Genomic DNA, 25,101 nt, shown 5'->3' with positions numbered 1-25,101 from the left:
AAGGAACCAACACTATGTCAAACGGAAGATTTGGAATCCACGGCGGCCAGTATATTCCCGAAACCCTGATGAACGCGGTGATCGAACTGGAAGAAGCCTACAACCACTATAAAGACGATCCGGAATTCAACCGGGAGCTTACAGAACTTTTAAATGAATACGCAGGAAGACCATCCCGTCTCTACTACGCAGCTCACATGACCGAAGACCTTGGCGGCGCAAAGGTTTATTTAAAAAGAGAAGACTTAAACCACACCGGCGCCCACAAGATCAACAACGTCTTAGGTCAGGTGCTTCTTGCAAAAAAAATGGGCAAAACCCGTGTTATCGCGGAAACCGGAGCCGGACAGCACGGTGTAGCCACAGCCACAGCAGCAGCCCTTATGGGAATGGAATGCGAGGTATTCATGGGAAAAGAAGATACCGAGCGCCAGGCATTAAATGTATATAAGATGCGTCTCCTTGGAGCAAAAGTTCATCCTGTAACCTCCGGAACTGCCACCCTGAAAGATGCCGTATCCGAGACCATGCGTGAATGGACCAACCGTATAGCAGATACCCATTATGTACTGGGCTCCGTTATGGGTCCTCACCCTTTCCCAACCATTGTCCGCGATTTCCAGGCAGTTATCTCCAAAGAAATCAAAGAACAGATGCTGGAAAAAGAAGGCAGGCTTCCAGATGCAGTCCTTGCCTGTGTAGGCGGCGGCTCCAATGCCATCGGAACCTTTTACCACTTTATTGAAGACAAAGATGTACAGCTGATCGGCTGCGAGGCAGCAGGCCGCGGCGTAAACACTGCAGAGACCGCAGCCACCATTGCCACTGGCAGACTTGGAATCTTCCATGGAATGAAATCCTATTTCTGCCAGGACGAGTACGGACAGATCGCGCCGGTTTACTCTATTTCCGCAGGACTGGATTATCCGGGAATCGGACCGGAGCATGCCCACCTTTACGACACTGGCCGTGCCCAGTATGTACCTGTAACAGATGAAGAAGCAGTAGAAGCCTTTGAATATCTTTCCAAAACAGAAGGAATCATTCCTGCCATTGAAAGCGCCCACGCTGTTGCCTATGCAAGAAAAATCGTGCCGCAGATGGGCAAGGATCAGTGCGTAGTCATTACCATTTCCGGCAGGGGTGACAAAGACTGTGCAGCAATTGCAAGATACAGAGGGGAGGATATCCATGAGTAACCGAGTTTCAGAAGCATTTGCAAAAGGAAAAGCATTTATCCCATTTATTACCTGCGGAGATCCATCTCTGGAGATCACTGAGCAGCTTGTCTATGCAATGGAGGAAGCAGGCGCAGACCTTATCGAGCTTGGAATCCCGTTTTCCGACCCGACAGCAGAAGGTCCTGTGATCCAGGAAGCCAATGTGCGTGCACTGAGCGGCGGAGTAACCACAGACAAGATCTTTGACATGGTGGTAAAAATCCGTAAAAAAACCAGTATCCCAATGGTATTTATGACTTACGCAAACGTTGTTTTTTCCTATGGAACAGAGCGTTTCATCAGGAAAGCAGCAGAAATTGGAATGGATGGACTGATTCTTCCTGATGTACCTTTTGAGGAAAAAGAGGAGTTCGATGTGGTCTGCAAACAGTATGGTCTGGAGCTGATTTCCCTGATCGCACCCACATCCCACGACCGGATCACCCGGATTGCAAAAGAGGCAAATGGCTTCGTATACTGCGTTTCCTCCCTTGGCGTAACCGGAACCAGAACCCAGATCACCACCGATATCGGAGCGATGGTGAAGCTGGTAAAAGCTGCAAAGGACATTCCCTGTGCAGTAGGCTTCGGCATCTCCACCCCGGAGCAGGCAAAGAAAATGGCTGCCCAGTCCGACGGTGCGATTGTAGGCTCCGCCATTGTGAAAATTTGTGCCGCACATGGAGAAAACTGCGTCCCATATGTAAAGGATTATGTAAAGTCTATGAAAGACGCTGTGCGTGAGGCTTAAGCAGGAAGAATATAAAAAATGGAAAAGAAATGCTTCAGTTTTTCCAAAAATAAGCAGAACAGACCAAAAAAATTTAGCTTGTTTTAATTCTAAAAAGACTATAAAAGAGGGCAAAAGCGTTGACATTTTGCCCTCTTTTTTTTATAGTATCATATGTGAATTGATTTTATGTGTAAAATAAATGGTAATGAAAAAGAGGAATGAAGTTGGAGAAAAAACTGGTATTTATTTTTAATCCCAAAGCAGGGAAGGGCAAGATCAAGACATCTCTGATGGATATAGTAGATATCTTTAATAAAGGCGGTTATGAGGTGATCATCCGCGCAACTCAGGCCCCGAAGGATGCCTATGAACAGGTGAAGAAATATGCGGACAAGGTGGATCTGATCGTCTGCAGCGGCGGTGACGGCACGCTGGATGAAGTGGTTACAGGAATTACCGAGGTGGGAAGCAAGGTTCCGGTCGGATACATACCGGCAGGAAGCACCAATGACTTTGCCAACAGCCTTTTCATGCCGAAGAATATGCTGGATGCGGCATCTATGATCATGAAGGAAGAGATTTACAGATGCGATGTAGGCAGATTCAACAGCCAGACCTTTGCTTATGTAGCTGCTTTTGGTCTTTTTACAGATGTGTCTTATGAGACAAGTCAGGATCTGAAGAACATTCTGGGTCATCTCGCTTATGTCCTGGAAGGTGCCAAGAGACTTCTGGATATCAAGGCTTACCATATGAAAGTGACAACAGAGAATGGTGTGATTGAAGATAATTTTATCTACGGAATGATCACCAATTCCAGGTCTGTGGGCGGATTTAAGAATCTGACCAAGGATGTGGATATGAACGACGGCCTTTTTGAGGTCACTTTGATCGTACAGCCTAAGAACCCGCTGGAAATGCAGGAGATTGTCCGGAATCTTCTCAACATGGAGGACAATTCTGACCTGATCTATTCTTTCAAGGCACGAAAGCTTACAGTTGAAGCAGAGGAAGAAGTAGCATGGACGCTGGACGGAGAATACGGCGGAAGCCCAAGGCTGGTAGAGATTGAGAACCTGCAGCAGGCACTGAACCTTTGCCTGAAGAGCGACAAGTAAACAGGGTGAGACCGGCTGGTATCACCAGAGAGAATTTTTGCGCGTTTTTTGCCTTGCACCTGTGAAAGCATAGAGTGCTTACATGTGAAAAAATAAGAACCAGTAATGTGTGATGAATCGTTGTTTATGGAGAGAAGGTACCGCAGATAAATGGCAGCCTGGGGAAATAAGCAGCGAGATGAACGAGAGGAGAGGAACAATGGGAGATTATGTTAATGTGAAGGAATTATTCGGATGTGATGTATTCAATGATTCCGTCATGCAGGACCGTCTGCCGAAGAAGGTTTACAAAGAGCTGAAGAAAACCATTGAAGAGGGCAAGGAGCTTTCCATGGAGGTTGCAGATGTGGTTGCCCACGAGATGAAGGAATGGGCCATCGAGAAGGGTGCCACTCATTACAGTCACTGGTTTCAGCCCCTTACAGGCGTAACTGCAGAGAAGCACGATGCATTTATCACCGCACCTATGGAGAATGGAAAAGTCCTTCAGAGCTTTTCCGGTAAAGAGCTGATCAAGGGAGAGCCGGATGCATCTTCTTTTCCATCTGGCGGACTTCGTGCCACCTTTGAGGCAAGAGGCTATACAACATGGGATTGTACCTCACCGGCTTTTGTAAGACATGATGCAGCAGGTGGAACCTTATGCATTCCTACCGCTTTCTGTTCCTATACAGGAGAAGCGCTGGATCAGAAGACACCGCTTCTTCGTTCTATGGAAGCCATCAATACACAGGCATTAAGACTTCTCAGACTTTTCGGAAATACGACCTCCAAACGGGTGACACCATCTGTTGGTGCAGAGCAGGAGTATTTCCTTGTTGATAAAGAGAAATATATGCAGAGAAAGGATCTGGTTTACACCGGACGCACTCTTTTTGGAGCCATGCCTCCGAAAGGACAGGAGATGGATGACCATTATTTCGGAACCATCCGTCAGAGAGTTTCCGCATATATGAAAGAAGTAAATGAAGAGTGCTGGAAGCTGGGAGTTACAGCCAAGACCCAGCACAATGAGGTTGCACCGGCACAGCATGAGCTTGCGCCGATCTATGCACCTGTTAATATTGCAGCAGATCACAACCAGATCATGATGCGTATCCTGAAAAAGGTGGCAAGCCGTCACGGCATGCGCTGTCTGCTTCACGAGAAACCTTTTGCAGGCTTGAATGGTTCCGGTAAGCACAATAACTGGTCCCTGACTACTGATGACGGAATTAATCTTCTGGAGCCGGGGAAGACACCACATGAGAACATTCAGTTCCTTCTGGTTCTGACCTGTATCCTGAAAGCAGTTGACAAGCATGCAGATCTTCTTCGTGAGTCCGCTGCAGATGTTGGAAATGACCAGCGCCTTGGCGGTCATGAGGCTCCGCCAGCTGTTATTTCGGTTTTCCTTGGAGAGCAGCTTGAGGATGTGCTGGAGCAGCTGATCAGCACTGGTACTGCTACAAGAAGTAAGACCGGGGAGAAAATGGATACAGGCGTTAAGACGCTTCCGGATTTCATGAAGGATGCGACAGACCGTAACCGTACTTCACCCTTTGCCTTTACCGGCAATAAATTCGAGTTCCGTATGGTTGGTTCCAAGGATTCCATTTCCGCATGCAATGTGGTGCTGAATACCATTACTGCTGAGGCGTTTAAGGAAGCCTGCAATGTTCTGGAGAGCGCAGAAGACTTTGATCTGGCAGTCCATGATCTGATCAAGGAATATGCTACCCAGCATCAGAGAATCGTATTTAACGGCAATGGCTACGCTCCTGAATGGGAAAAAGAGGCACGCCGCCGTGGACTTCCTGTTCTGACATCTATGGTAGATGCCATTCCGGCACTTACTACAGATAAGGCTGTAGAACTGTTTGGAGAATTTGGAGTATTTACAAAGACTGAACTGGAGTCCAGAGCGGAGATCCAGTATGAGATTTATGCGAAAGCAATTAACATCGAAGCGAAAACCATGGTGGACATGGCAACCAAGCAGATCATTCCGGCAGTCATCAAGTATACAACTGTACTGGCAGAGTCCATCAATCAAGTGAAGGCAGTTGGACCAATTGACGTGAGTGTTCAGATGGATCTTCTGAAGAAAGCAAGCAAGCTTCTGAAAGAAGTGAACAGTACCATGAATAAGCTGAGCAAGCTGATAGATCAGATCGAGACGCATCCGGAAGGACGTGACAGAGCAGTGTTCTGCAGAGAGAAACTGGTTCCGGCAATGGAGAAATTAAGAGAGCCGGTTGACGAACTGGAAATGTTAGTGGATAAAGATATGTGGCCGATGCCATCTTATGGAGATCTGGTGTTTGAGCCGTAAAGTGATCAGGAGGACTGCAGCCGCAGTCCTCTTTTCTATTAAAGAGGTAAAGTGAAAGCAGGAAAAATAAAGAGGTAAAGTGAAAGCAGGAATAAGATGAGTGAATTTGATTTTTTAGAGGAACAGGGTGTCAGTGCGGCGCTTATTAAGGCGGCGGAAGAGTTTCGACAGGAATATGGCGTTTCAGAGGAAGCGAAGCATAGACGGATAAAGCCGGCGCTGCCATTTTATGGGAAGGAAACATTGGAGATGGCCATGGCAGCGGTGCTGGAGCAGGAGAATCTGCTTCTGGCAGGACCGAAGGCTACGGGAAAGAATGTGCTGGCAGAGAATCTGGCATATATTTTCGGGAGACCGGTGTATAACGTGTCCTTCCATGTGAATACAAACAGCGGTGACCTGATTGGAACAGATACTTTCGTGGATAATCAGGTGAAGCTGCGTAAGGGAAGTATTTACCAGTGCGCAGAGGAAGGCGGATTCGGTATTCTGGATGAGATCAATATGGCGAAGAATGATGCGGTTTCTGTACTTCACGCCACATTGGATTACCGCCGGTCCATTGATGTGCCAGGATATGACAAAATAGACCTTCACCCGGCGGCAAGATTTATTGGAACCATGAATTACGGGTATGCCGGAACAAAGGAGCTGAATGAGGCTCTGGTTTCCCGTTTCCTGGTGATCGACATGCCGGCGCAGAATGAGGAAACGCTTGGTTTTATTTTCAACAGGATGTTCCCGGATGCAAAGAAAGAGGCTGTGGAGCAGTTTATGGGAGTATTTCTGGATCTGCAGCAGAAATCCATGAACAGTGAGATTTCCACAAAGCCACTGGATCTTCGCGGCCTGCTTGCTGCCATGAAGATCGTGCGTACCGGGCTTTCCCCATGGCAGGCGGTACGCATGGGCATTGTTAATAAAACATTTGATGTGTTTGAGAAGGAAATCGTGGAGGATGTGGTGCGAACCAGAATTCCACAGGGCTGGACACGGGAAGATGTTTATGGAGAATAAAGAAAACGAATCTTTAAAAATTTCTGCCAAATTGGTTGATCTTGAAGATGCAGAGGAATTTTTGAAGAAATCAGCTATTGGGAAAGAAAAAATTAAAATTGCAGCTGGGGATAAGAAATCAGAAAAAGTTTCAATGGAAGTACCTGTAGCGGAGAAAAGCGAAAATTTTCAGGCAAGAGAGGATAACTGTGAAGAACTGAATCTCCAGGATTATCAATTAGAGCAGGAAAACCGTATCCGAAATCTGCTCTGGACCATCAGTGGGGACTACACCCAGCAGATGAAGCCGGATGTTTCCCTGTTCCTCAGGTCAAAGGATATTGCATTGTATGATGGAATTAAGCAGGGCGCATTGGCGAAATTCTTCGATAAAGATTTTCTGGGAATGTATCTGGTGAAAAAAATCTTCATGGGCGCGGATGAAGCTGTGCTTACCTTTGTTTCGCAGCTCTGTATTGAAGAAGCCATCGGAGAACGGATCTGTGAACAGCGCCCTGGGATCTGGGAGATGCAGAGGAAAGCCTGCGAGGACATACTGGATCAGGAATATGAGACTATGCCGTCGGCAGCAGATAAGCTGGGCTATCTGAGAGTGAATCTGCTGAGAAGGCGGATTGACAGAGGTGAAAATACTTCTTTGAAAAAGAAGAATCCGCCGGATGATTCCGGAAATGAGGAAAAATCGGCGGATAGTGTGGAAAATGCGGGCATATTAAATGGAATAATAACAGGAAATGCGGATGCATCGAATGGAAGAATAGCAGGAAATGCGTATGTATCAAATAAAACTATAACAAATATAACAGAAAACAAACAAAAAGATAGAAAACACAAAGGAATCTATCACTATATTGACTTAATTTCTGGCGCAGCAGAGACTACGGATACAATGTCTTTAATCCGCATCATAGACACAGTATACAATGAAGTCGCTGACCCCGACTTTTCCCAAAAGGCAACCCTTGAGCAGGTGCTTGCTGTCACTATGGAAGATCTGACGGAGTTTGACTGGCACGACTATCTTTCCGAAGAAATGTATGAGGATGCATTGGAAAGCTATATGGAGCAGCTTACCTCCAATGTGGCGGGTATGGAGAATGCGGATGTCACCCGGGAGATGGAAGAGGAACGGCAATCGAAACAGAAAATTACAGTTCTGCCTCCGGAGGCTTTGGAAAAAGCCCACACCTATGTGGAACTGAATTTTGGAAAAACTTATCTGAGCGAGCTGGAAGAGAAGCGGATGAACCAGCTGATGTGCCGTGACATTCACAGCGACTGCAGCCTGTATTTTACTGAGGGAATTCTGAAAAGTCCGGTAAAACGAAATTACCAGTATGAATATGCAAAAAGGTTGAAAAATAAGAATATCTGGCTTTATCATGACAAACACCGCATTGTGAAGCGGAATATCGCCCTTCTCACAGAAATGCTGAAAAAGTCACTGGTCATCAAAAGTGAAAATCAGGAGATTCTTTCAGACAGAGGAATGATTGTTCCATCAAGGCTGTGGCGGCTTGGAAGAAGCAGTGATGCACAGGTTTTTAGGCGGGAATTGAAGGGGGATTCTTCTGATTTTGTGGTGGATGTGCTGATCGATGCCAGTGGTTCCCAGATGAGCCGCCAGGGCGAGGTAGCGCTGCAGGCCTACATTATCAGCGAGGCACTTAGCAATGCAGAGCTGCCCCACAGAGTGATGAGCTACTGCACCTTCTGGGACTATACCATTCTCCACCGCTTCAGAGAATATGACGACCAAAGAAGTGCAAATGAAAATATATTTAACTATGTAACATCATCCAACAACCGTGACGGACTTGCCATCCGGGCAGCAGGATACGGCCTTCTGAACCGGGAGGAAGAGAAAAAGATTCTGATCATTCTCAGTGATGGACGTCCTTACGATGTTATTGTCAATCGTCCCAATGCGAAGAATCCGGCACCGTATCATGGGAAGTATGCAATTACCGACACTGCAGCCCAGATCCGTAAGCTGCGCAGCCAGGGAGTGAGCGTGCTGGGTGTTTTCGCCGGGGAAGAGAAAGATCTGGCGACGGAGAAGAAGATTTTTGGAAAGGATTTTGCATATATCCGGAATATTACCGGATTTTCCAAAATCGTTGGAAGATATCTTACAAAGCAATTGGAGGATGATGAATAAGAAAGCAGAATACGGAGGTAACGCCATGTTTCAAAATAACAAAAAAGCTGCCTTCCTGGATTATCTGATGATCATTGTTGGTACAGCCCTTATGGCAACTGCCATAAACAGTGTTTTCGATATGTCCGGTATGGTAACCGGAGGCTTTTCCGGTATTGCGATCCTGGTAAAAGAGTGGACAGAGGGAGTCGTGCCGGGAGGCATCCCACTGTGGATCACGAACTTAAGTCTGAATATCCCGCTGTTTCTGATTGGAATGAAGCTTAGTGGATTCCAGTTTGTGAAAAGGGCACTGGTGGGAGAAATCTGCCTGTCATTCTGGCTGGCGGTTCTTCCGGCATTTGACATTGCAGGAAATGATCTTTTGCTGGCAGCCGTTTATGGTGGTGTGATCCAGGGAATTGGAATCGGACTTGTGTTTCTTGGAAGAGGAACTACCGGGGGCACAGACATGATGGCGGCACTGCTTCAGCGGAAGCTCCGCCATTACTCCATTGCCCAGATTATGCAGTTTATTGACGGAGCCATTGTACTTGTAGGTATGTATGTGTTCGGTGTGCAGAAAGCACTTTATGCCATCATCGCCGTTTACCTTGTGACAAAGGTATCTGACAGCATGATCGAAGGTTTGAAATTTTCCAAACAGGCGTATATCATTACCAGCAAGCCTGACGAGATTTCCAGAGAAATTATGGACAAACTGGATCGCGGCGTGACCGGAATCCACGGAAAGGGAATGTACTCCGGCCAGGACAAGCTGCTTCTTTACTGCGTTGTGGGACGCAAGGAGATCGTGGCATTGAAAGAGCTGGTGGACCATATTGACCCAGATGCTTTTGTGATCGTGTCTGACGTGCGTGAAGTCCATGGTGAGGGATTTATTGAACGTAAGTAAAAAGGAAAACTTTACCAAAGCCTTTTGCGCACCGCAAAAAAAGGGGAAAATAGGGCTTGAAATTGGAGTGATATAGAAAAAGTTAAAAAAATATGCTGGAAATTTGTAAATTTTTTCTACTTTCCTCTTCCTTTTTTGGTGATTTTGTATTAAAATAGGTTCATGAATTTTTGGAATCAGTAGATTTTCCTAAGACTGTCTGAGGTTTTGTGCAATATTACAGATTTGAGACCGCGAATTTTGGCACTAATGGACAGCGATTCATGCCGGGTATACCGGCGAACATATAATGTTACTGCTCTCTTTGACAATGTTTTCACTATCCTGGAATACATTGACAGCTGTGAGACCAGTAGCCCTATAATTTACAAGAAGGGACGGAAGGGTAATGATATCAAATCAGGTACTGCAGAATACACTTGAGGGGCTCAGGGAGATATCCAGGACGGAGTTTTGCATTATTGACACAGATGGCAAGACACTGGCGTCCACCTACAGTGAATTTGAGATTCAGCCACAGGATATTCAGGCATTTGTGGAATCCCAGGCTGCCAGCCAGCTTGTGAAAGGTTATCAGTATTTCAAGGTCTGTGATGATTACCAGCTGGAATACATTCTGGTCGCCCACGGAGAAGATGAAGATACTTATATGGTAGGAAAGCTTGCCGCTTTCCAGATCCAGAGCCTGATCGTTGCATATAAGGAGCGTTTTGACAAGGACAGCTTCATTAAGAACCTGCTTCTTGATAACCTGCTTCTGGTAGATATTTATAATCGTGCGAAGAAGCTTCATATTGATGCTGATGTTCGACGGGTGGTTATGATCCTGGAGCTTGAGCAGGAGAGAGAGCACAGCTCCATGGAGAGCGTGAAGAGTCTGTTCGGCGGCAAGAGCAAGGACTTTATCACAGCTGTTGATGAGAAGAGCATTATCATTGTCAAGGAACTTGAGGAGAACGAAGGATACGAGGAGATGGACAAGCTTGCCCAGACCATCCTTGATACCTTAGGACTTGAGAAAGAGAATACTACACATATTGCATACGGAACTATCGTAAGCGAGCTGAAGGAAGTTTCCCGTTCCTACAAGGAAGCCAGAATGGCTCTTGATGTAGGCAAGATTTTCTCACCTGAGAAGGACGTTATTGCTTACAGCTCTCTTGGAATAGGCCGTCTGATCTATCAGCTTCCGATCCCGCTGTGCAAGATGTTCATTAAGGAGATCTTCGGCGGCAAGTCCCCGGATGATTTCGACGAGGAGACTCTGGTTACCATCGACAAGTTCTTTGAGAACAGCCTGAATGTATCCGAGACCTCCAGACAGCTTTACATTCACCGTAATACTCTGGTTTATCGTCTGGACAAGCTCCAGAAGAGCACCGGACTTGACCTTCGTGTATTCGAGGATGCGATCACATTCAAGATCGCGCTGATGGTTGTAAGATACATGAAGTATATGGAGACTCTGGAGTATTAAGTTTCATATTTGTAATTTCTGTGCCTGCTGCATTTGTTTGTGGCAGGCATTTTTCATCTTTGTGCTGGACTAGAGCCTGTTTGAAAAATCATTCCTGGACCTGCTTTGTGTTTCCTTTGTGAAATCTATTGCGTTCTTGGTTTTCTCTGGTATAATAAGGTACTGCAAAAAATAAGGTTGCATTTTTACCAGACATATATTACAATAATGTTACATAAAAATTAAGCAAACTGCTGAATTGAATTTTTACATGAAAAATTTAGGAGGATATCATGATTGATCTGATAGATGTGAGCAAGTCCTATGGACCGGGACTGCCGGCAGTGAATCACGCCAATCTCCATGTAGATAAAGGTGAATTCGTATTTATAGTAGGAAATAGCGGTTCCGGTAAATCCACGCTGATCAAACTGCTTTTGAAGGAACTGGATTCCACATCCGGTACGATTATCGTAAGCGGAGAGAAGCTTGAGGGAATGAAGCACCGCCGTGTGGCCAAATACCGCCGTAAGCTTGGCGTCGTATTCCAGGACTTCCGTCTTCTGAAGGACAGGGATGTGTATGAGAATGTAGCTTTTGCACAGCGTGTTGTGAACCGTCCCACCAGAGTTATCCGCAAGAGAGTTCCGGAGGTACTTCAGGAGGTTGGACTTGCAGGGAAATACAAGGCGTACCCGGACGAGCTGTCAGGTGGAGAGCAGCAGAGAGTTGCCCTTGCCAGGGCGATTGTAAACCGCCCGGACATCCTTCTTGCAGACGAGCCTACTGGTAATCTTGATCCGAAGACATCCGAGGAGATCATGAAGCTCCTTGAGGAGATCAACCAGCGTGGAACCACCGTTCTGGTAGTAACCCACAATAAAGAGATTGTCAATTCCATGAAGAAGCGTGTACTGACCATGCATAATGGAGTGATCATCAGCGACGAGAAAGAGGGAGAATATTATGAGGCCTAGTACCATCTGGTATACTCTGAAGCAGGGTATCAAGAACATCAAGAGAAATTTCATGTTTTCCATTGCTTCTATTATTACGATGGCAGCATGTATTTTTCTTTTCGGAATTTTCTTTTCCATTGTAAATAATGTGAATACGCTGGCGCATAAGGTTGAGGAAGATGTGCCGATCACAGTGCTTTTTAATGAAGGAACCACACAGGAGCAGATGGATGCAGTTGGAGAACTGATCAGGCAGCGCCCGGAGGTTTCCAAGATTGAGTTTGAGTCCGGTGATGAAGCCTGGGAGAAGATGAAGCAGGAATACTTCGGTGATGACTCTGAGGCAGCAGACGGTTTCAAGGATGATAACCCGCTGGCAAATTCATCCAACTACCGTGTGTATATGAACAACATTGAGAAACAGTCTGAATTGGTTGCCTATATCAAGACACTGGATAATGTACGAGAGGTTAATCAGTCTGAGCAGGCTGCCAAGACTCTTGGTTCCATTAACCGTATTGTTTCCTATGTATCTGTGGCAGTGATCGTGATCCTGCTGTTGATTGCCATTTTCCTGATCAGCAATACCATTTCCGTTGGTATTACAGTTCGTAAGGATGAGATCGGAATTATGAAATATATTGGTGCTACCGATAGTTTTGTACGTGCTCCGTTCCTTCTGGAGGGTATGATCCTGGGACTGATCGGTGCGGGAATTCCACTGATCATTTTGTATTTCTGTTACAATAATGTGGTAACCTATGTATATACCAAGTTCAGCGTACTTCTGGGTGTTGTAGATTTCATTCCGGTTGGACAGATCTACCAGACACTGGTTCCGGTGGCGCTGGCACTGGGAATTGGAATTGGTCTTGTGGGAAGCTTTATTACTACAAGAAAACACTTGAAGGTGTGAGAGTTCTGTTTTACAATAAGGGCGGTTATTCGCATTCCGCCAGAATATGAGAAGAGGATATGGGGGCTGCTGGAGAGATCTGGCAGTCCTTTTGTATAAAGAGATAGAGAGGGTATTCAGGGCGGACGCATTTGGGCAAATGATATTCCACGCAAGTCGGTGCAACGCTCCGGCGAGCTAGCTGGTAACTGCGACTAAGACGCTCGGGAGAGCCCTCGCGTCTAAGTCTTCGTAACCATCGGATCTCACCTGCGCTAAGGGCGCACCTGAAATGACTTGCTTAGGAATATCAGTTGCCCAAATGCTGCTGGTTGGATAGAACTTGTATAGCGAAAATAAGGAGAAATATAGATGGCAGATAAACAATTTTTAAAGGGAGCCATAACTGGTGTACTTTGCGCATCCCTGGTGCTGGGCGGGGGATATGTGGGGCTTCAGAAAGCGGGACGTGCGGGAAGTAATGTACTGTCGGATGTGGCAGTTACCCAGAAGATTAAGTATCTGGAAGATATTATAGATCAGAATTATCTGGAAGATGTGGATGAGGATTCGCTGAAGGAGGGGATTTATACCGGGCTTCTTTATGGGCTGGGGGATCCGTATTCCAGATATTATACGGAGGAAGAATACGAGGAGGAGATGAGAGACACCGAGGGCTCTTACTCTGGAATCGGCGTGAGCATTACCCAAAATACGGAGGGTGGTATTCTGGTGGTGGATTGTTATGAGGGCAGTCCGGCAGATGAGGCCGGGCTGAAGGCGAATGATGTGATCACGGCTGTGAACGGAACGGATGTAACGGAAATGACGCCTGCTGAGGTCTCAAAGATGATACGGGAAAAGGAGGACGGTACTTCTATTCTGACCGTTTATCATCAGGAGGCAGATGAACCGGAAGAAATTACAGTGACTTTGAGCGATGTGGAGCTGCCCACTGTTTCTTATGAAATGCTGGAGGATTCTATAGGGTATTTGCGAATTACAGAGTTTACCATGGTGACACCCCAGCAGTTTGAGGATGCTTACAAAGATCTTCAGGCAAAAGGCATGGAGAAGCTGATCGTGGATCTTCGTGACAATCCAGGTGGGGTGCTTTCTTCTGTGTGCGATGTGTTGCGCCAGATTCTGCCCGAAGGACTGATCGTGTATACAGAGGACAAATATGGGGAAAAACAGGAGATGAAGTGTGACGGAGACACCCCGATCGACATTCCTCTGGCAGTGCTGGTAAATGAGAACAGCGCCAGTGCATCGGAGATTTTTGCCGGAGCTGTGAAGGATTATGAGATTGGAACGATTGTGGGAACCACCACTTATGGAAAGGGAATCGTTCAGAGCATCCGCCAGCTCTCTGATGGAAGTGCGGTGAAGCTGACTACAGCGAAATATTTTACCCCCAAGGGCAATGATATCCACAAGGTGGGAATCACACCGGATGTGGAGGTAAAACTGGATGCCAGCCTTTTAAACCGGACGGATTATACCCATGACGAGGATAATCAGCTTCAGGCCGCAATAGAGGCGGTTTCTCGTTGACAAAACCACTATGTTGGATTAGAATGGTAAAAGGATTTTTGCAAAATAACGTGCCTGATCTGCGCGATAAACAGGCAGATCAGCCGACGGTTATTTTGTTGACAGGCAATAGCTGTGAAGGTATTAAACAGTTATGATAGGCAATAACTGTGAAGGCATTGAACAGTTATGACAGGCACAATAAATGTGGAGGAACCATCAATGAAACACAATTTTAAGAAAATTGAGCCGAAATGGCAGAAAAAGTGGGAAGAGCAGCAGGCATTTAAAGCTGTTGACGGAAGTGATAAACCGAAATTCTACGGCCTTGTAGAGTTCCCATACCCAAGTGGTGCGGGAATGCACGTTGGACATATTAAGGCATATTCCAGTATCGAGGTACTTTCCAGAAAGAGAAGAATGCAGGGATACAATGTACTGTTCCCCATCGGATTCGATGCATTCGGACTTCCTACTGAGAATTATGCGATTAAGACGAATACACATCCTCGTGAGATCACAGACCAGAACATTGCGAAATTCACTAATCAGCTGAAGAGTGTTGGATTCTCCTTTGACTGGAGCCGTGTGATCGATACCACACAGGAAGATTTCTATAAATGGACCCAGTGGATTTTCCTGAAAATGTTTGAGAACGGACTTGTTTTCCGTGATAAGACATTAGTTAACTATTGCCCATCCTGTAAGGTTGTTCTTTCCAATGAGGACAGTCAGGGCGGCAAATGCGATATCTGCCACAGCGACGTTATCCAGAAGTCCAAGGATGTCTGGTATTTAAGAATCACCCAGTATGCAGACAAGCTTCTTGAGGGACTGGAGGATGTGGATTATCCGGCGAACATCAAGCAGCAGCAGGTAAACTGGATCGGTAAATCCACAGGTGCTTTCGTAAACTTTGCAGTTGACGGAATTGATGAGACACTGCAGATTTACACCACCAGACCAGATACCCTGTTTGGTGTAACCTTCATGGTTATCGCACCGGAGCATCCGCTGATCGACAAATATGCTGACCGCATTACCAACATGGATGAGATCAAGGCTTACCGTGAAGAGTGTGCGAAGAAGACTGAGTTCGAGAGAACCCAGCTTGTAAAAGAGAAAACAGGTGTATGCATCCAGGGACTTGAGGGCGTAAATCCTGTAAATGGCAAGAAGATCCCAATCTACATTGCAGACTATGTAATGATGGGATATGGTACCGGCGCGATCATGGCGGTACCAGCACATGACCAGAGAGACTATGATTTCGCCAAGAAATTTGGTATTGACATTATCCAGGTTATCAAGGGCGGCGACATTGAGAAAGAAGCCTACACAGGTGACGGTGAGATGATCAACTCCGATTTCCTGAATGGCTATACAAATAAGAAGGATTCCATCAAGCGCATGCTGGAAGAGCTTGAGAAGAAGGGCATTGGTAAAGCTGGCGTTCAGTATAAGATGAAAGACTGGGCATTTAACCGTCAGAGATACTGGGGCGAGCCAATCCCGATCGTTCATTGTCCGAAATGTGGTGATGTAGCAGTTCCATATGAGGAGCTTCCGCTTCGTCTGCCGAAGATCAAAGACTTCCAGCCAGGTGAGGACGGACAGTCTCCACTTGCAAAGATCGATTCCTTCGTAAACTGCAAATGCCCGAAATGCGGCGGCGATGCCAAGAGAGAGACTGATACCATGCCACAGTGGGCTGGATCTTCCTGGTATTTCCTTCGTTATGTGGATCCACACAATACAGAAGCTCTTGCAGACCGCAAGAAGATGGAATACTGGATGCCGGTTGACTGGTACAACGGCGGTATGGAGCATGTAACCAGACATATGATCTACTCCAGATTCTGGCATCATTTCCTGTATGACATGGGAATTGTCAATACTCCGGAGCCATATGCGAAACGTTCTGCACAGGGTATGATCCTTGGTTCAGACGGCGACAAGATGAGTAAATCCAAGGGCAACGTTGTTGATCCGCTTGATATTGTAAATGAGTATGGTGCAGATGCACTTCGTACCTACGTTCTCTTCATGGGTGACTACGGCGCAGCTGCTCCGTGGAACGACAGCTCCGTAAGAGGCTGCAAGCGTTTCCTTGAGAGAGTTGCAGGACTGACCGATATCATGACAGAGGAGCCGGCAGCCAAGGATATGGAGGTTAAGATCCATAAGGCAATCAAGAAGGTATCCTCCGATATCGAGGCTATGAAGTTCAACACTGCAATTGCCTGCCTGATGACTCTTATCAACGAGATTTATGCAGTTGGCAAGATCAGCAAGGATGACCTTGTGATCTTCATCAAGCTCCTTTGCCCGTTTGCACCTCATCTTTGCGAGGAAATCTGGGAGACCATCGGCGGAGAAGGCTTACTTTCCCTTTCCCAGTGGCCGGAATATGAAGAGAGCAAGACTGTAGAGGACTCCATAGAAATCGGTGTCCAGGTCAATGGTAAGGTTCGTGGAACCATCGTAATCCCGAACGGCTGTGCGAAAGAGGAAGCTCTTGAGCTGGCGAAGAAGGACGAGAGAGTAGCTTCCTTCTTGGAAGGCAAGACTCTTGTAAAAGAGATTTATGTACCGAATAAGATCGTAAACTTTGTTGCGAAATAAAGATTACTGGAATAGAGAAACTCTCCACTGAATGATCGGTGGGGAGTTTTTTGAGATAGTCCACTGCTGGCTATAGAAGTATATAGAAAATGCATAAAACGATTATGACTGTTTTAAGAAATTAAACGCTTGCTCATAATGGAGAATGCGGTTTTTTTGATTTTCCAATAAGGTGGTTCGCTTTAATTCAATGGCAATTGTGTAATCTACAAGTTCTTTTCCAGTGCAGTCAAGAAGACGATATTTCTCGATAAGCTGCTGTTCGGAGAGGGATTGAACATCGACAGCTGTAGTCGCTCTTTCTTCCGTTAATCCTAACAGGTAATCGGTAGAGACGTGAAAAAACTGCGATATCTTTATAAGAAATGGAAAGCCAGGTTCCCGAATGTCCATTTCGTAATTGCGCAAAGTGTTGGCGGGAATGCCAAGCTCAGCCGCGAAAGTGTCGCGATTGCGATAACCATGTTCTTTACGCAGCTGCATAAGTCTTTTTCCAAAAGTCATGATAAAAATCCCTCCATTTTCTATTATTGATTGACAAAATCATATAGAATAGATATAATATACTCACCAGAACAGCTGGAAGGTAGATGCTCTCTACCCATCCCTGGTACTTATTTTGAAGATGGAATAGCCGTTCGTAACTTTCTCAGGGTCAGGACGGCTATTTCTTATGTATGGCAAATTCCAGAATAGAAACAAGTAAAATACCTGCGGTTAAAATAACCATAAATTCTTCGTATGTTGACATAATAATCACCCCCTTCCGTAAAAACTCGGACGGGTGAGAGCACGTCCCCCAGCTGCTCGGGAAAATATATTAAATTTAAAAACTTAATTGACAATATAGTATAGAATAGATATAATATACTCACCAGAACAGTTGGAAGGTAGATGCTCTCTACCTGATCCTGTTATATTGGGTGTTGACTATTGAGATAGCCGTTCCGCAACTTTTCCAGGGTTAGGACGGCTATTTCTTATGTATGGCGAATTCCAGAACCTGTTTGAAAAAACATTCCTGCAATCTGCACGCAAATTGTGACGCACATCTTGCAGAAAGCCTTTTTCAAACATGCTCTGGAATCGAAACAAGTAAAATACCTGCGGTTAAAATAACCATAAATTCCTCATAGGTTGACATAAGTATCACCTCCTCCATAAAAACTCGGATGGGTGAGAGCACGTCCCCCAACTGCTCGGGAAAATATATTAAATTTGAAATACATATATTTATTATATAGAATAATTCGAATTACGTCAATAAAAAATATCCAAAAAAGGAATAGAATATATAAATACACTCAAAATGAGTAAAGAATAAGGAGCTGAAAAACGATGAACGGTCTCAGCCGAAAAATATATCTCGAACTCCCCCTCCCAACCGAAGACGATCCCCGCTCAGACCAGCAACGGATCCTGGATAGCCTGGCGGCAGCAGGTGTGGAAGAGCGAGTTCATATACCTGTCCACATTTTGCGGAAGTTATACCCCTTGCTGGACAACGCAAAGTGGAAAATAACGGTTTCCCTTGCCTGGAATGGGGAAAACTGGGAAATGTTGGAGATTGAGGAAGGAGATACCACCGCGCAGCATTATGGTCTGGCGGTGGATTTGGGAAGCACCACTGTGGTGGCGAGACTTCTGGACTGCAACAGTGGAGAGATTTTGAAAGAGGTCAGCTGCTTCAATAAGCAGATCCAGTGGGGGACTGATATTCTGTCCAGGATTTTTTACTGTAAAGATAATAGGGAAAAGCTGGAAGAAGTGCGGCGGGCTACGGTGGAATCCATTTGTGAATGCATGGATAAGCTGGATGCAAGTCTGGAAATGCAAGGTACACCTTCTGAACAAAAGACAGAAAATAACGGTGTGAGCGAATCGTGTGACGACAGAGGGGCGAAAAATGCTGCCCAAAAAGCAAGAAGTATTTCACGCAGCGCGCTCTCCATGGTAATCGCAGGCAACACCACCATGATTCACTTCCTTCTGGGAATGGATGCATTCTGCGTTTTCTACACACCGCACGCAGTCCATGCCGACTGCCCCGGCTTCCAGCTGGCACGCGATCTGGACATTCCGCTGAAAGGCTACGTTTATTGTTATCCTGCCAAGTCAAACTACCTTGGCGGCGATATTATCAGCGGCATGATCGACACTGAATTATACAAGAAAAACGAGATCAGTGTTTTCTTCGATATCGGAACCAACGGCGAGCTGGTGATCGGAAATAAAGAATTTCTTCTCTGCGGCGCAGGCGCAGCAGGACCGGCACTGGAGGGAGGCGTGGTGCGCACTGGAATGCGGGCAGACGTAGGGGCAGTAGATGAAGTGAAGATAAGGGATGGAAACATCTTTGTGCATGTAATTGGAAAACAGGCAGAATGCTTTGAAGTTATGCATGGAGAGAGAAAAAAACAGAAAAATATCACAGATTCAGTACAATCTAACACTGAAAAAATGACAAATTTATTGTCAGAAGATGTATCAGATGAGAAATGCAAAGACAGTAATGGAAAGAGAGAAACTCCGCCTCAGGGAATCTGCGGTTCCGGCATCATTGATCTGATTGCAGAGCTTTTCCTGGAAGGCTGGATTGACATCCGTGGCAAGCTTTCCCCGGAAAAAAGCCCTCTTATCCAGGAGAGAGACAACCAGCTCTGTGTGGAATATGCCTCCGGTCTGTACTTCTACCAGAAGGACATCGACGAATTTATCCGCACCAAATCCGCCGCTCACACCATGGTAGAAATCATGCTCCGTGAATCCGGTCTTGACTTAAACCAGGCAGACCGCTTCTACGTGGCAGGAGCCTTTGGCAAATACGTATCCAAAGAATCCGCCATCACCATCGGCATGTATCCCGATATGGATCGCGACCACATTATCAACGCTGGAAACTCCTCACTGGAAGGAGCTCAGAAGCTTCTTTTAAACCGAAGTCTCCTCACTGACATCGACCAGATCCTGGAAGAAATGGTTTATATTCAGTTCGCCGAAGTGGAGGATTTCCTGGAATTAATGGTAGCAGCCCAGGCTTTGCCCCATACAGATTATAAGCGGTATCCTACAGTTATGGAGAAGCTGAAGGAACGACAAAAAGATATAAAATTATGAGATGATTGTAAAAAATATCTAAATTTATAGTAATTTAGCACAAAATATGCTATACTATCCCCAAACCAACAGACAGGAAGTGTACGAAATGACAGCACCCAAGAAACCACCAATTACGAAAAGTTTCGGATACGCATTTGAAGGAATTTTCACCTGTATCCGCAAGGAACGGAACATGAAGATCCACTGTGCCATGGCAGTCCTGGTAGTGATCGCAGGCATCATCCTGAAGCTTTCCCCAGTGGAATGGTGCATCTGTCTTGGCCTTTTCGGACTGGTGATGGCACTGGAGCTGGTGAACACCGCCGTAGAATCCGTGGTGGATCTGGTGACCAGCGAGTACAAGCCCCTGGCGAAGATCGCCAAGGACACCGCAGCAGGCGCCGTCCTGATCGCTGCCATCATGGCCGCCATCGCCGGACTGATCATTTTCGTACCTAAAGGGCTGGTATTTCTTGGACTTTTATGAGAAGTCCGATCTGCTGAAAACGAAAATCCCACAGGGAGTTGGCAGATACAGCTGTAAATAAGAAAGGAGCACACACTATGGAACTTGGAGAAGGCATCAAAAAATTATTACTTGCAGGAATCGGCACTGCAGCAGTGACCGCAGAGAAATCCAAAGAAGTTCTGGAGGAACTGGTAAAGAAAGGTGAGCTCACTGTAGAACAGGGCAAGGTTCTCAATCAGGAACTGAAGCACAATATCAAAGAGAGCGTGAAGAAGAACGTAAACGTAACCCTGAAGCCGTCCAACCCGGATGAACTGAAGGAAGTCCTTGGCAAAATGACCCCGGATCAGCTGGCCGCCCTGAAAGAGCAGATCAGCAAGATGCAGGCGAAAGACGTAGACGCAGAGGAGACTGCCGAAGAAGAGGAAGAGGCAGAAGAAGTGGAGGAAGCCAAGGAAGAATACGAGGACGATCCTCAGGAATAAGCAATAACATTTTCCGAAAAAGAAATAGTATTGCCTTGTTTAAGAAGTGCAGCAGGAAATCCTGAACGGCATTGCGGAACAAAATAAAGAAATTTATGAAGGCAGGATGAGGAGAAAAAGTACCCGAATCCTGCCTTTTCAGTAAGGGGAACAGACATGGGTGTGACAAAGAAGGACAGTACGATGAAGTCAGAAGCAGACCAGGCACAAAGAAAGAATCTGGAAGTGGAAAACCAACAGGATAAAAATGAGAAAAACAGCACAGCTGGTAAGAAGTCAAATGGCAAAGACACCGGCACGTATAAAGAAAGGCTAAAAGAAATCACAGCCGTCCTCTACAAGCATGCTATCACCCGAGGCGTCTCCCCGGAGAAGCTCCGCCTTATTCTCACAGATCTCGGTCCCACCTTCATCAAGCTGGGACAGATCATGTCCATGCGCTCTGATATTTTGCCCAAGCGCTACTGCGACGAGCTGATGAAGCTTTGCTCTGATGTAGACCCCATGCCATTTGCGGAAGTAGAAGAAGTCCTCCGGGAAGCCTTCGGCTGTCCCTGGCAGGAAGAATTTCAGGAAATCCAGGAGAAGCCCCTTGGCTCAGCCTCTATCGCCCAGGTACACCGCGCCGTCCTGAAAACCGGCGAAGAAGTTGTGATAAAGGTTCAGCGAAAGGGCATCTACGAGATCATGGCCCGCGATATCGGCCTGATGAAAAAGGCGGTGAAGCTCCTTCCCCCTGTAAGCATCAAGGAAGCGGTAGATCTGAATCTTGTGCTGGAAGAGCTGTGGCGCGTCACCCAGGAAGAGATGAATTTCCTGACAGAAGCAGCCAACATGGAAGAATTTTCCAGGAAAAATAAGAATGTGGCATTTGTAAAAACGCCTATTCTTTACAGAGAATATACCACAGCCAGCGTCCTTGTTATGGAATACATCGACGGTATTCCCATTGACCATAAGGAAGAACTTCTTGCAGGCGGCTACGACCTTGATGAGATTGGCAGCAAATTTGTGGATAATTTTATCAAGCAGGTTATGGACGACGGCTTTTTCCACGCAGACCCCCATCCGGGAAATGTAATGATCCAGGGCGGCAAGATCGTGTGGATCGACATGGGAATGATGGGACGTCTGAATGATCGTGACCGCGAGCTGATCGGGCAGGCTATCGAAGGGGTGGCACTGAATGACATTGGAAAAATCCAGGATGCAGTGCTGGCACTTGGGGAATTCAAGGGGAAACCCAATCAGAGCCGCCTTTACACAGACATCCGTGACCTTATGGCGAAATACGGTACCGCAGATTTTGGCGAAATCGATATCGTAGAAATCCTTACAGATTTGATGGATGTAATGAAGGAGAACAAGATCGTCATGCCCCATGGCCTTACCATGCTTGCAAGAGGACTGACGCATATGGAAGGGGTACTGGCAGATATCAGCCCGGAGATCAATATGGTACAGATTGCAGCAGCCCGTCTGAAGGGAAACCTTCTGGAGGAAGGAAACTGGAAGAAGCAGATGAAGGGCACTGGGAAAAAGCTGTATCGCTCCATGCTCCGCGCCGTGGATATCCCTGCGCTGGCAGCAGATTTCCTGCAGGGCTGTATGAAAGGCCAGACCAAGATCAACCTGGACCTTCACGCCTCCGATGACCTGGCGTGGCTGATGCGCCGCCTGATCCGGAACATCGTGCTTGGTCTTTGGGTCATGGCACTTCTGATCAGCTCCAGTATTATCTGCACCACAGACATGACACCGAAGATAATGGGAATTCCGGCCTTTGGAGTGCTGGGATACTTTGGGGCACTGGTCATTCTCATGTACCTGTTTATCAAACACTTTATGAAAAAGTAGTGGAAAAAACCAGTGGGAAAATCTGGTTAAGTGGATAAAATTACCAAACTTTGCCGGAAAGGCCAGAAAGAAACCTGGGGGGGGGGTTGACACTAATAGGGCAGGGTGGTATTTTATTAAGAAGACTGGAATGGTGAAATTTGTCGAAATTGGAAATAAATAATACCGCTGACGCATGAACGGTGGTTACAGATCAAGAGAGATGTGACCTAAATATGCCTGAGAAAAAGCATAACCGGGAAGCGTTGGCGGGAAAATATAAATTTAGATAAGTTATAAATATAAGACGAAAAATAGATTTTGCCATTGCATTTTAGAGAATGGAAGGATTCTGTCAGCTGTATTTACCTAAGCTGAACGGAAGAAAAGTACTTGGGAGGGGAAAAGGAAAATATGTATCGGAAGGACTCAGAGGGCTGGTTAAAACATGCGGATTTTATTGTTCTGGATATGATCTGTCTGCAGCTGGCATTTATTTTGGCATATGCATTCCGCGGGTACGGATTCAATGTGTATGGAGATATTTTGTATCGAAATATGGCAATATTCCTTGGATTTGCCGACCTGGTGGTGATCTTCACCTCCGGCACCATGAAAAGCGTTCTGAAAAGAGGTCACTATAGGGAATTTGTCACCACCTTGAAAAATGCTGTGGCAGTAGGTGCTCTTGCAATCGCTTACCTGTTCATAATCCAGGAAGGCCAGAGCTTTTCCAGAATGATCCTGATCACCACAATTGTGATCTACCTGGTTCTCACCTATGCCATAAGAGAAATCTGGAAAAATTCCCTACATAAAAAAATGGAAAACGGCGGCGACAAGAAGCTGCTGATCATCACCTCCAAAGCGGTAGCAGAGAACGTAGTGCACAGCATGCAGGAAAACAATTATGCCAGATATTCCCTTGCCGGGGTGGTTGTGATCGATGAGGACTGTACCGGTGAGAAAATCTGCGGCGTCCCTGTTGTTGCTTGCGAAAGTGACGTGCCTATGTACGTTTGCCAGGAGTGGATCGACGAGGTGCTGATCGTCATCTCCGAAGATCTGCCATACCCGGATGGGTTTATCGACAAGCTTACCGAAACCGGCGTAACCGTTCATCTGAACCTTGCAAAAATCACCAACCAGACTGGCAAAAGACAGTTTGTGGAAAAAGTTGGAAGCTATACAGTTCTGACCACAAGTCTGAACTATGCATCCTTCGGACAGCTTTTCCTGAAGCGCCTGATGGACATCTGCGGCGGACTGGTTGGCTGTATTTTTACAGGAATCATTACCATCTTCGTTGGCCCCGCCATCTATCTGGCATCCCCGGGCCCGATTTTCTTCTCCCAGGAACGTGTGGGAAAGAACGGAAAGAAATTCAAAATGTACAAATTCCGCAGCATGTACATGGATGCGGAAGCGCGGAAAGCCGAGCTTATGAAAGAGAACAAACTGGGCGATGGAAAAATGTTCAAGATGGACTTTGACCCCAGAGTAATCGGAAATAAGGTGCTGCCGGATGGGACACATAAGACTGGGGTGGGCGACTTTATTAGAAGGACGAGTCTGGATGAGTTCCCGCAGTTCTTTAATGTGCTGAAAGGGGATATGTCTATTGTGGGGACGAGACCGCCGTTGATTTCCGAGACAAATTTGTATGAACCACATCACAAAGTACGGCTTGCAATTAAACCTGGGATAACGGGGATGTGGCAGGTTAGTGGTAGGAGCGATATTACGGATTTTGAGGAAGTTGTGAGGTTGGATAAGGAATATATTGAGAATTGGGATATTGGGTTGGATATTAAGATTCTTTTGAAGACCGTGATGGTGGTTGCGAAGAAAGATGGATCGATGTGATTGTTTTTTTGACCACAAATAGATAAGTTATATTATAAAGCAACGATAAAAGAAAAAGGTAACAGAAAAAGTATTTGTGAAAAAATTGTTGCGATAAAAACGCAAAAAATGAGGATGGAATAGAGTAATGGATTCAAAAAAGAAGTACAGAATGTGTATCTGGTTGGCACTGCAGTAATAATAGGCACAAAACTTCTTAATAACCAATTGTAGTATTGCAACACCAATAAATGTCTACTCAACAAACCGTATTGACGTAGCATTGCCAAAAAGAACCTGTTTTGTACACTAATTGAGTTGCTGAAATTGGCTATATTTTACAACTATATGAGCTGTAAATGCTAGATGCTTATACAAAACGCTGAACTTTTGGCCCATGCGGCACAAAATTGGCACATCTTTTTCAGAAGAATCATA

At 46.0% G+C, this 25,101-nt stretch carries 19 protein-coding genes; 18 read left to right on the top strand and 1 reads right to left on the bottom strand.

Annotated elements, in window-relative coordinates; genetic code table 11:
• The first annotated feature begins 14 nt into the window (after positions 1-14).
• From trpB to leuS, 12 genes are all read left to right on the top strand, one after another.
• Positions 15-1,199 (top strand): tryptophan synthase subunit beta, encoded by a 1,185-nt coding sequence (gene trpB / locus LIZ66_RS03590; RefSeq protein WP_118578365.1) that lies wholly within the window; start codon positions 15-17, stop codon positions 1,197-1,199.
• On the top strand, positions 1,192-1,971 hold the full coding sequence (gene trpA, locus LIZ66_RS03585; protein ID WP_227200290.1) for a tryptophan synthase subunit alpha: 780 nt from the start codon (positions 1,192-1,194) through the stop codon (positions 1,969-1,971). Before trpB ends, trpA begins: the two co-directional genes overlap by 8 nt.
• 200 nt (positions 1,972-2,171) lie before the next feature.
• The gene (locus LIZ66_RS03580; RefSeq protein ID WP_334284873.1) at positions 2,172-3,071 is read left to right on the top strand and encodes a diacylglycerol/lipid kinase family protein; all 900 of its coding nucleotides are present in this window, start codon (positions 2,172-2,174) and stop codon (positions 3,069-3,071) included.
• Between the two features lie 199 nt (positions 3,072-3,270).
• Positions 3,271-5,385 (top strand): glutamine synthetase III family protein, encoded by a 2,115-nt coding sequence (locus LIZ66_RS03575; RefSeq protein ID WP_148463246.1) that lies wholly within the window; start codon positions 3,271-3,273, stop codon positions 5,383-5,385.
• A gap of 96 nt (positions 5,386-5,481) precedes the next feature.
• Positions 5,482-6,402: an AAA family ATPase gene (locus tag LIZ66_RS03570; RefSeq protein WP_118578362.1), complete on the top strand. Its 921-nt coding sequence runs from the start codon at positions 5,482-5,484 to the stop codon at positions 6,400-6,402.
• Positions 6,392-8,563 carry a vWA domain-containing protein gene (locus LIZ66_RS03565; protein WP_227200291.1) on the top strand — a complete coding sequence of 724 codons (2,172 nt, stop codon included), beginning with the start codon at positions 6,392-6,394 and terminating at the stop codon, positions 8,561-8,563. The genes LIZ66_RS03570 and LIZ66_RS03565 overlap by 11 nt, the downstream gene beginning before the upstream one ends.
• 25 nt (positions 8,564-8,588) lie before the next feature.
• Complete coding sequence (locus tag LIZ66_RS03560; RefSeq protein WP_148463244.1) at positions 8,589-9,458, top strand: YitT family protein; 870 nt, start codon at positions 8,589-8,591, stop codon at positions 9,456-9,458.
• A gap of 388 nt (positions 9,459-9,846) precedes the next feature.
• Entirely contained in the window at positions 9,847-10,935 is a 1,089-nt protein-coding gene (locus LIZ66_RS03555; RefSeq protein ID WP_173716296.1) for a PucR family transcriptional regulator, read from the top strand.
• Positions 10,936-11,207: 272 nt separating this feature from the next.
• Positions 11,208-11,891, top strand: a complete 684-nt coding sequence (gene ftsE, locus LIZ66_RS03550) for a cell division ATP-binding protein FtsE (protein ID WP_118578359.1) — start codon at positions 11,208-11,210, stop codon at positions 11,889-11,891.
• On the top strand, positions 11,881-12,789 hold the full coding sequence (ftsX, locus tag LIZ66_RS03545) for a permease-like cell division protein FtsX (protein WP_148463242.1): 909 nt from the start codon (positions 11,881-11,883) through the stop codon (positions 12,787-12,789). The genes ftsE and ftsX overlap by 11 nt, the downstream gene beginning before the upstream one ends.
• A 351-nt stretch (positions 12,790-13,140) precedes the next feature.
• Entirely contained in the window at positions 13,141-14,325 is a 1,185-nt protein-coding gene (locus LIZ66_RS03540; RefSeq protein ID WP_227200292.1) for a S41 family peptidase, read from the top strand.
• 201 nt (positions 14,326-14,526) lie between these two features.
• Positions 14,527-16,929: a leucine--tRNA ligase gene (leuS, locus tag LIZ66_RS03535; RefSeq protein ID WP_173717049.1), complete on the top strand. Its 2,403-nt coding sequence runs from the start codon at positions 14,527-14,529 to the stop codon at positions 16,927-16,929.
• Positions 16,930-17,031: 102 nt separating this feature from the next.
• Here the strand turns inward: leuS and LIZ66_RS03530 are convergent, their stop codons facing one another.
• Entirely contained in the window at positions 17,032-17,433 is a 402-nt protein-coding gene (locus LIZ66_RS03530) for a helix-turn-helix domain-containing protein (RefSeq protein ID WP_227200293.1), read from the bottom strand.
• A gap of 482 nt (positions 17,434-17,915) precedes the next feature.
• Between LIZ66_RS03530 and LIZ66_RS19770 the strand changes: the two genes are divergently transcribed.
• The 6 genes from LIZ66_RS19770 (at position 17,916) to LIZ66_RS03505 (ending at position 24,684) form a co-directional block, all read left to right on the top strand.
• Positions 17,916-18,065, top strand: a complete 150-nt coding sequence (locus LIZ66_RS19770) for a DUF6783 domain-containing protein (protein WP_408611489.1) — start codon at positions 17,916-17,918, stop codon at positions 18,063-18,065.
• 202 nt (positions 18,066-18,267) lie between these two features.
• A complete protein-coding gene (locus tag LIZ66_RS03525; RefSeq protein WP_227200294.1) occupies positions 18,268-20,046 on the top strand; it encodes an ASKHA domain-containing protein in 1,779 nt (592 codons plus the stop codon).
• 88 nt (positions 20,047-20,134) lie between these two features.
• Complete coding sequence (locus tag LIZ66_RS03520; protein WP_227200295.1) at positions 20,135-20,515, top strand: diacylglycerol kinase family protein; 381 nt, start codon at positions 20,135-20,137, stop codon at positions 20,513-20,515.
• 77 nt (positions 20,516-20,592) lie between these two features.
• Complete coding sequence (locus tag LIZ66_RS03515) at positions 20,593-20,982, top strand: phasin family protein (RefSeq protein WP_227200296.1); 390 nt, start codon at positions 20,593-20,595, stop codon at positions 20,980-20,982.
• A gap of 156 nt (positions 20,983-21,138) precedes the next feature.
• Positions 21,139-22,839 carry an ABC1 kinase family protein gene (locus LIZ66_RS03510; RefSeq protein WP_227200298.1) on the top strand — a complete coding sequence of 567 codons (1,701 nt, stop codon included), beginning with the start codon at positions 21,139-21,141 and terminating at the stop codon, positions 22,837-22,839.
• Between the two features lie 393 nt (positions 22,840-23,232).
• Positions 23,233-24,684 (top strand): sugar transferase, encoded by a 1,452-nt coding sequence (locus tag LIZ66_RS03505; protein WP_227200299.1) that lies wholly within the window; start codon positions 23,233-23,235, stop codon positions 24,682-24,684.
• Positions 24,685-25,101 lie beyond the last annotated feature (417 nt).

Source organism: Blautia faecis (genome assembly GCF_020554845.1).
Classification (GTDB): domain Bacteria; phylum Bacillota; class Clostridia; order Lachnospirales; family Lachnospiraceae; genus Blautia_A; species Blautia_A faecis.
Note: the sequence above shows the minus strand (reverse complement) of the source record. Positions and strands in the feature narration are given on the sequence as shown.

Excerpts from the sequence above, each read along its gene's own strand:
- trpB (WP_118578365.1), top strand. The coding sequence starts at position 15 with ATGTCAAACGGAAGATTTGGAATCCACGGCGGCCAGTATATTCCCGAA.
- trpA (WP_227200290.1), top strand. The coding sequence starts at position 1,192 with ATGAGTAACCGAGTTTCAGAAGCATTTGCAAAAGGAAAAGCATTTATC.
- LIZ66_RS03580 (WP_334284873.1), top strand. The coding sequence starts at position 2,172 with ATGAAGTTGGAGAAAAAACTGGTATTTATTTTTAATCCCAAAGCAGGG.
- LIZ66_RS03575 (WP_148463246.1), top strand. The coding sequence starts at position 3,271 with ATGGGAGATTATGTTAATGTGAAGGAATTATTCGGATGTGATGTATTC.
- LIZ66_RS03570 (WP_118578362.1), top strand. The coding sequence starts at position 5,482 with ATGAGTGAATTTGATTTTTTAGAGGAACAGGGTGTCAGTGCGGCGCTT.
- LIZ66_RS03565 (WP_227200291.1), top strand. The coding sequence starts at position 6,392 with ATGGAGAATAAAGAAAACGAATCTTTAAAAATTTCTGCCAAATTGGTT.
- LIZ66_RS03560 (WP_148463244.1), top strand. The coding sequence starts at position 8,589 with ATGTTTCAAAATAACAAAAAAGCTGCCTTCCTGGATTATCTGATGATC.
- LIZ66_RS03555 (WP_173716296.1), top strand. The coding sequence starts at position 9,847 with ATGATATCAAATCAGGTACTGCAGAATACACTTGAGGGGCTCAGGGAG.
- ftsE (WP_118578359.1), top strand. The coding sequence starts at position 11,208 with ATGATTGATCTGATAGATGTGAGCAAGTCCTATGGACCGGGACTGCCG.
- ftsX (WP_148463242.1), top strand. The coding sequence starts at position 11,881 with ATGAGGCCTAGTACCATCTGGTATACTCTGAAGCAGGGTATCAAGAAC.
- LIZ66_RS03540 (WP_227200292.1), top strand. The coding sequence starts at position 13,141 with ATGGCAGATAAACAATTTTTAAAGGGAGCCATAACTGGTGTACTTTGC.
- leuS (WP_173717049.1), top strand. The coding sequence starts at position 14,527 with ATGAAACACAATTTTAAGAAAATTGAGCCGAAATGGCAGAAAAAGTGG.
- LIZ66_RS03530 (WP_227200293.1), bottom strand. The coding sequence starts at position 17,433 with ATGACTTTTGGAAAAAGACTTATGCAGCTGCGTAAAGAACATGGTTAT.
- LIZ66_RS19770 (WP_408611489.1), top strand. The coding sequence starts at position 17,916 with ATGGCGAATTCCAGAACCTGTTTGAAAAAACATTCCTGCAATCTGCAC.
- LIZ66_RS03525 (WP_227200294.1), top strand. The coding sequence starts at position 18,268 with ATGAACGGTCTCAGCCGAAAAATATATCTCGAACTCCCCCTCCCAACC.
- LIZ66_RS03520 (WP_227200295.1), top strand. The coding sequence starts at position 20,135 with ATGACAGCACCCAAGAAACCACCAATTACGAAAAGTTTCGGATACGCA.
- LIZ66_RS03515 (WP_227200296.1), top strand. The coding sequence starts at position 20,593 with ATGGAACTTGGAGAAGGCATCAAAAAATTATTACTTGCAGGAATCGGC.
- LIZ66_RS03510 (WP_227200298.1), top strand. The coding sequence starts at position 21,139 with ATGGGTGTGACAAAGAAGGACAGTACGATGAAGTCAGAAGCAGACCAG.
- LIZ66_RS03505 (WP_227200299.1), top strand. The coding sequence starts at position 23,233 with ATGTATCGGAAGGACTCAGAGGGCTGGTTAAAACATGCGGATTTTATT.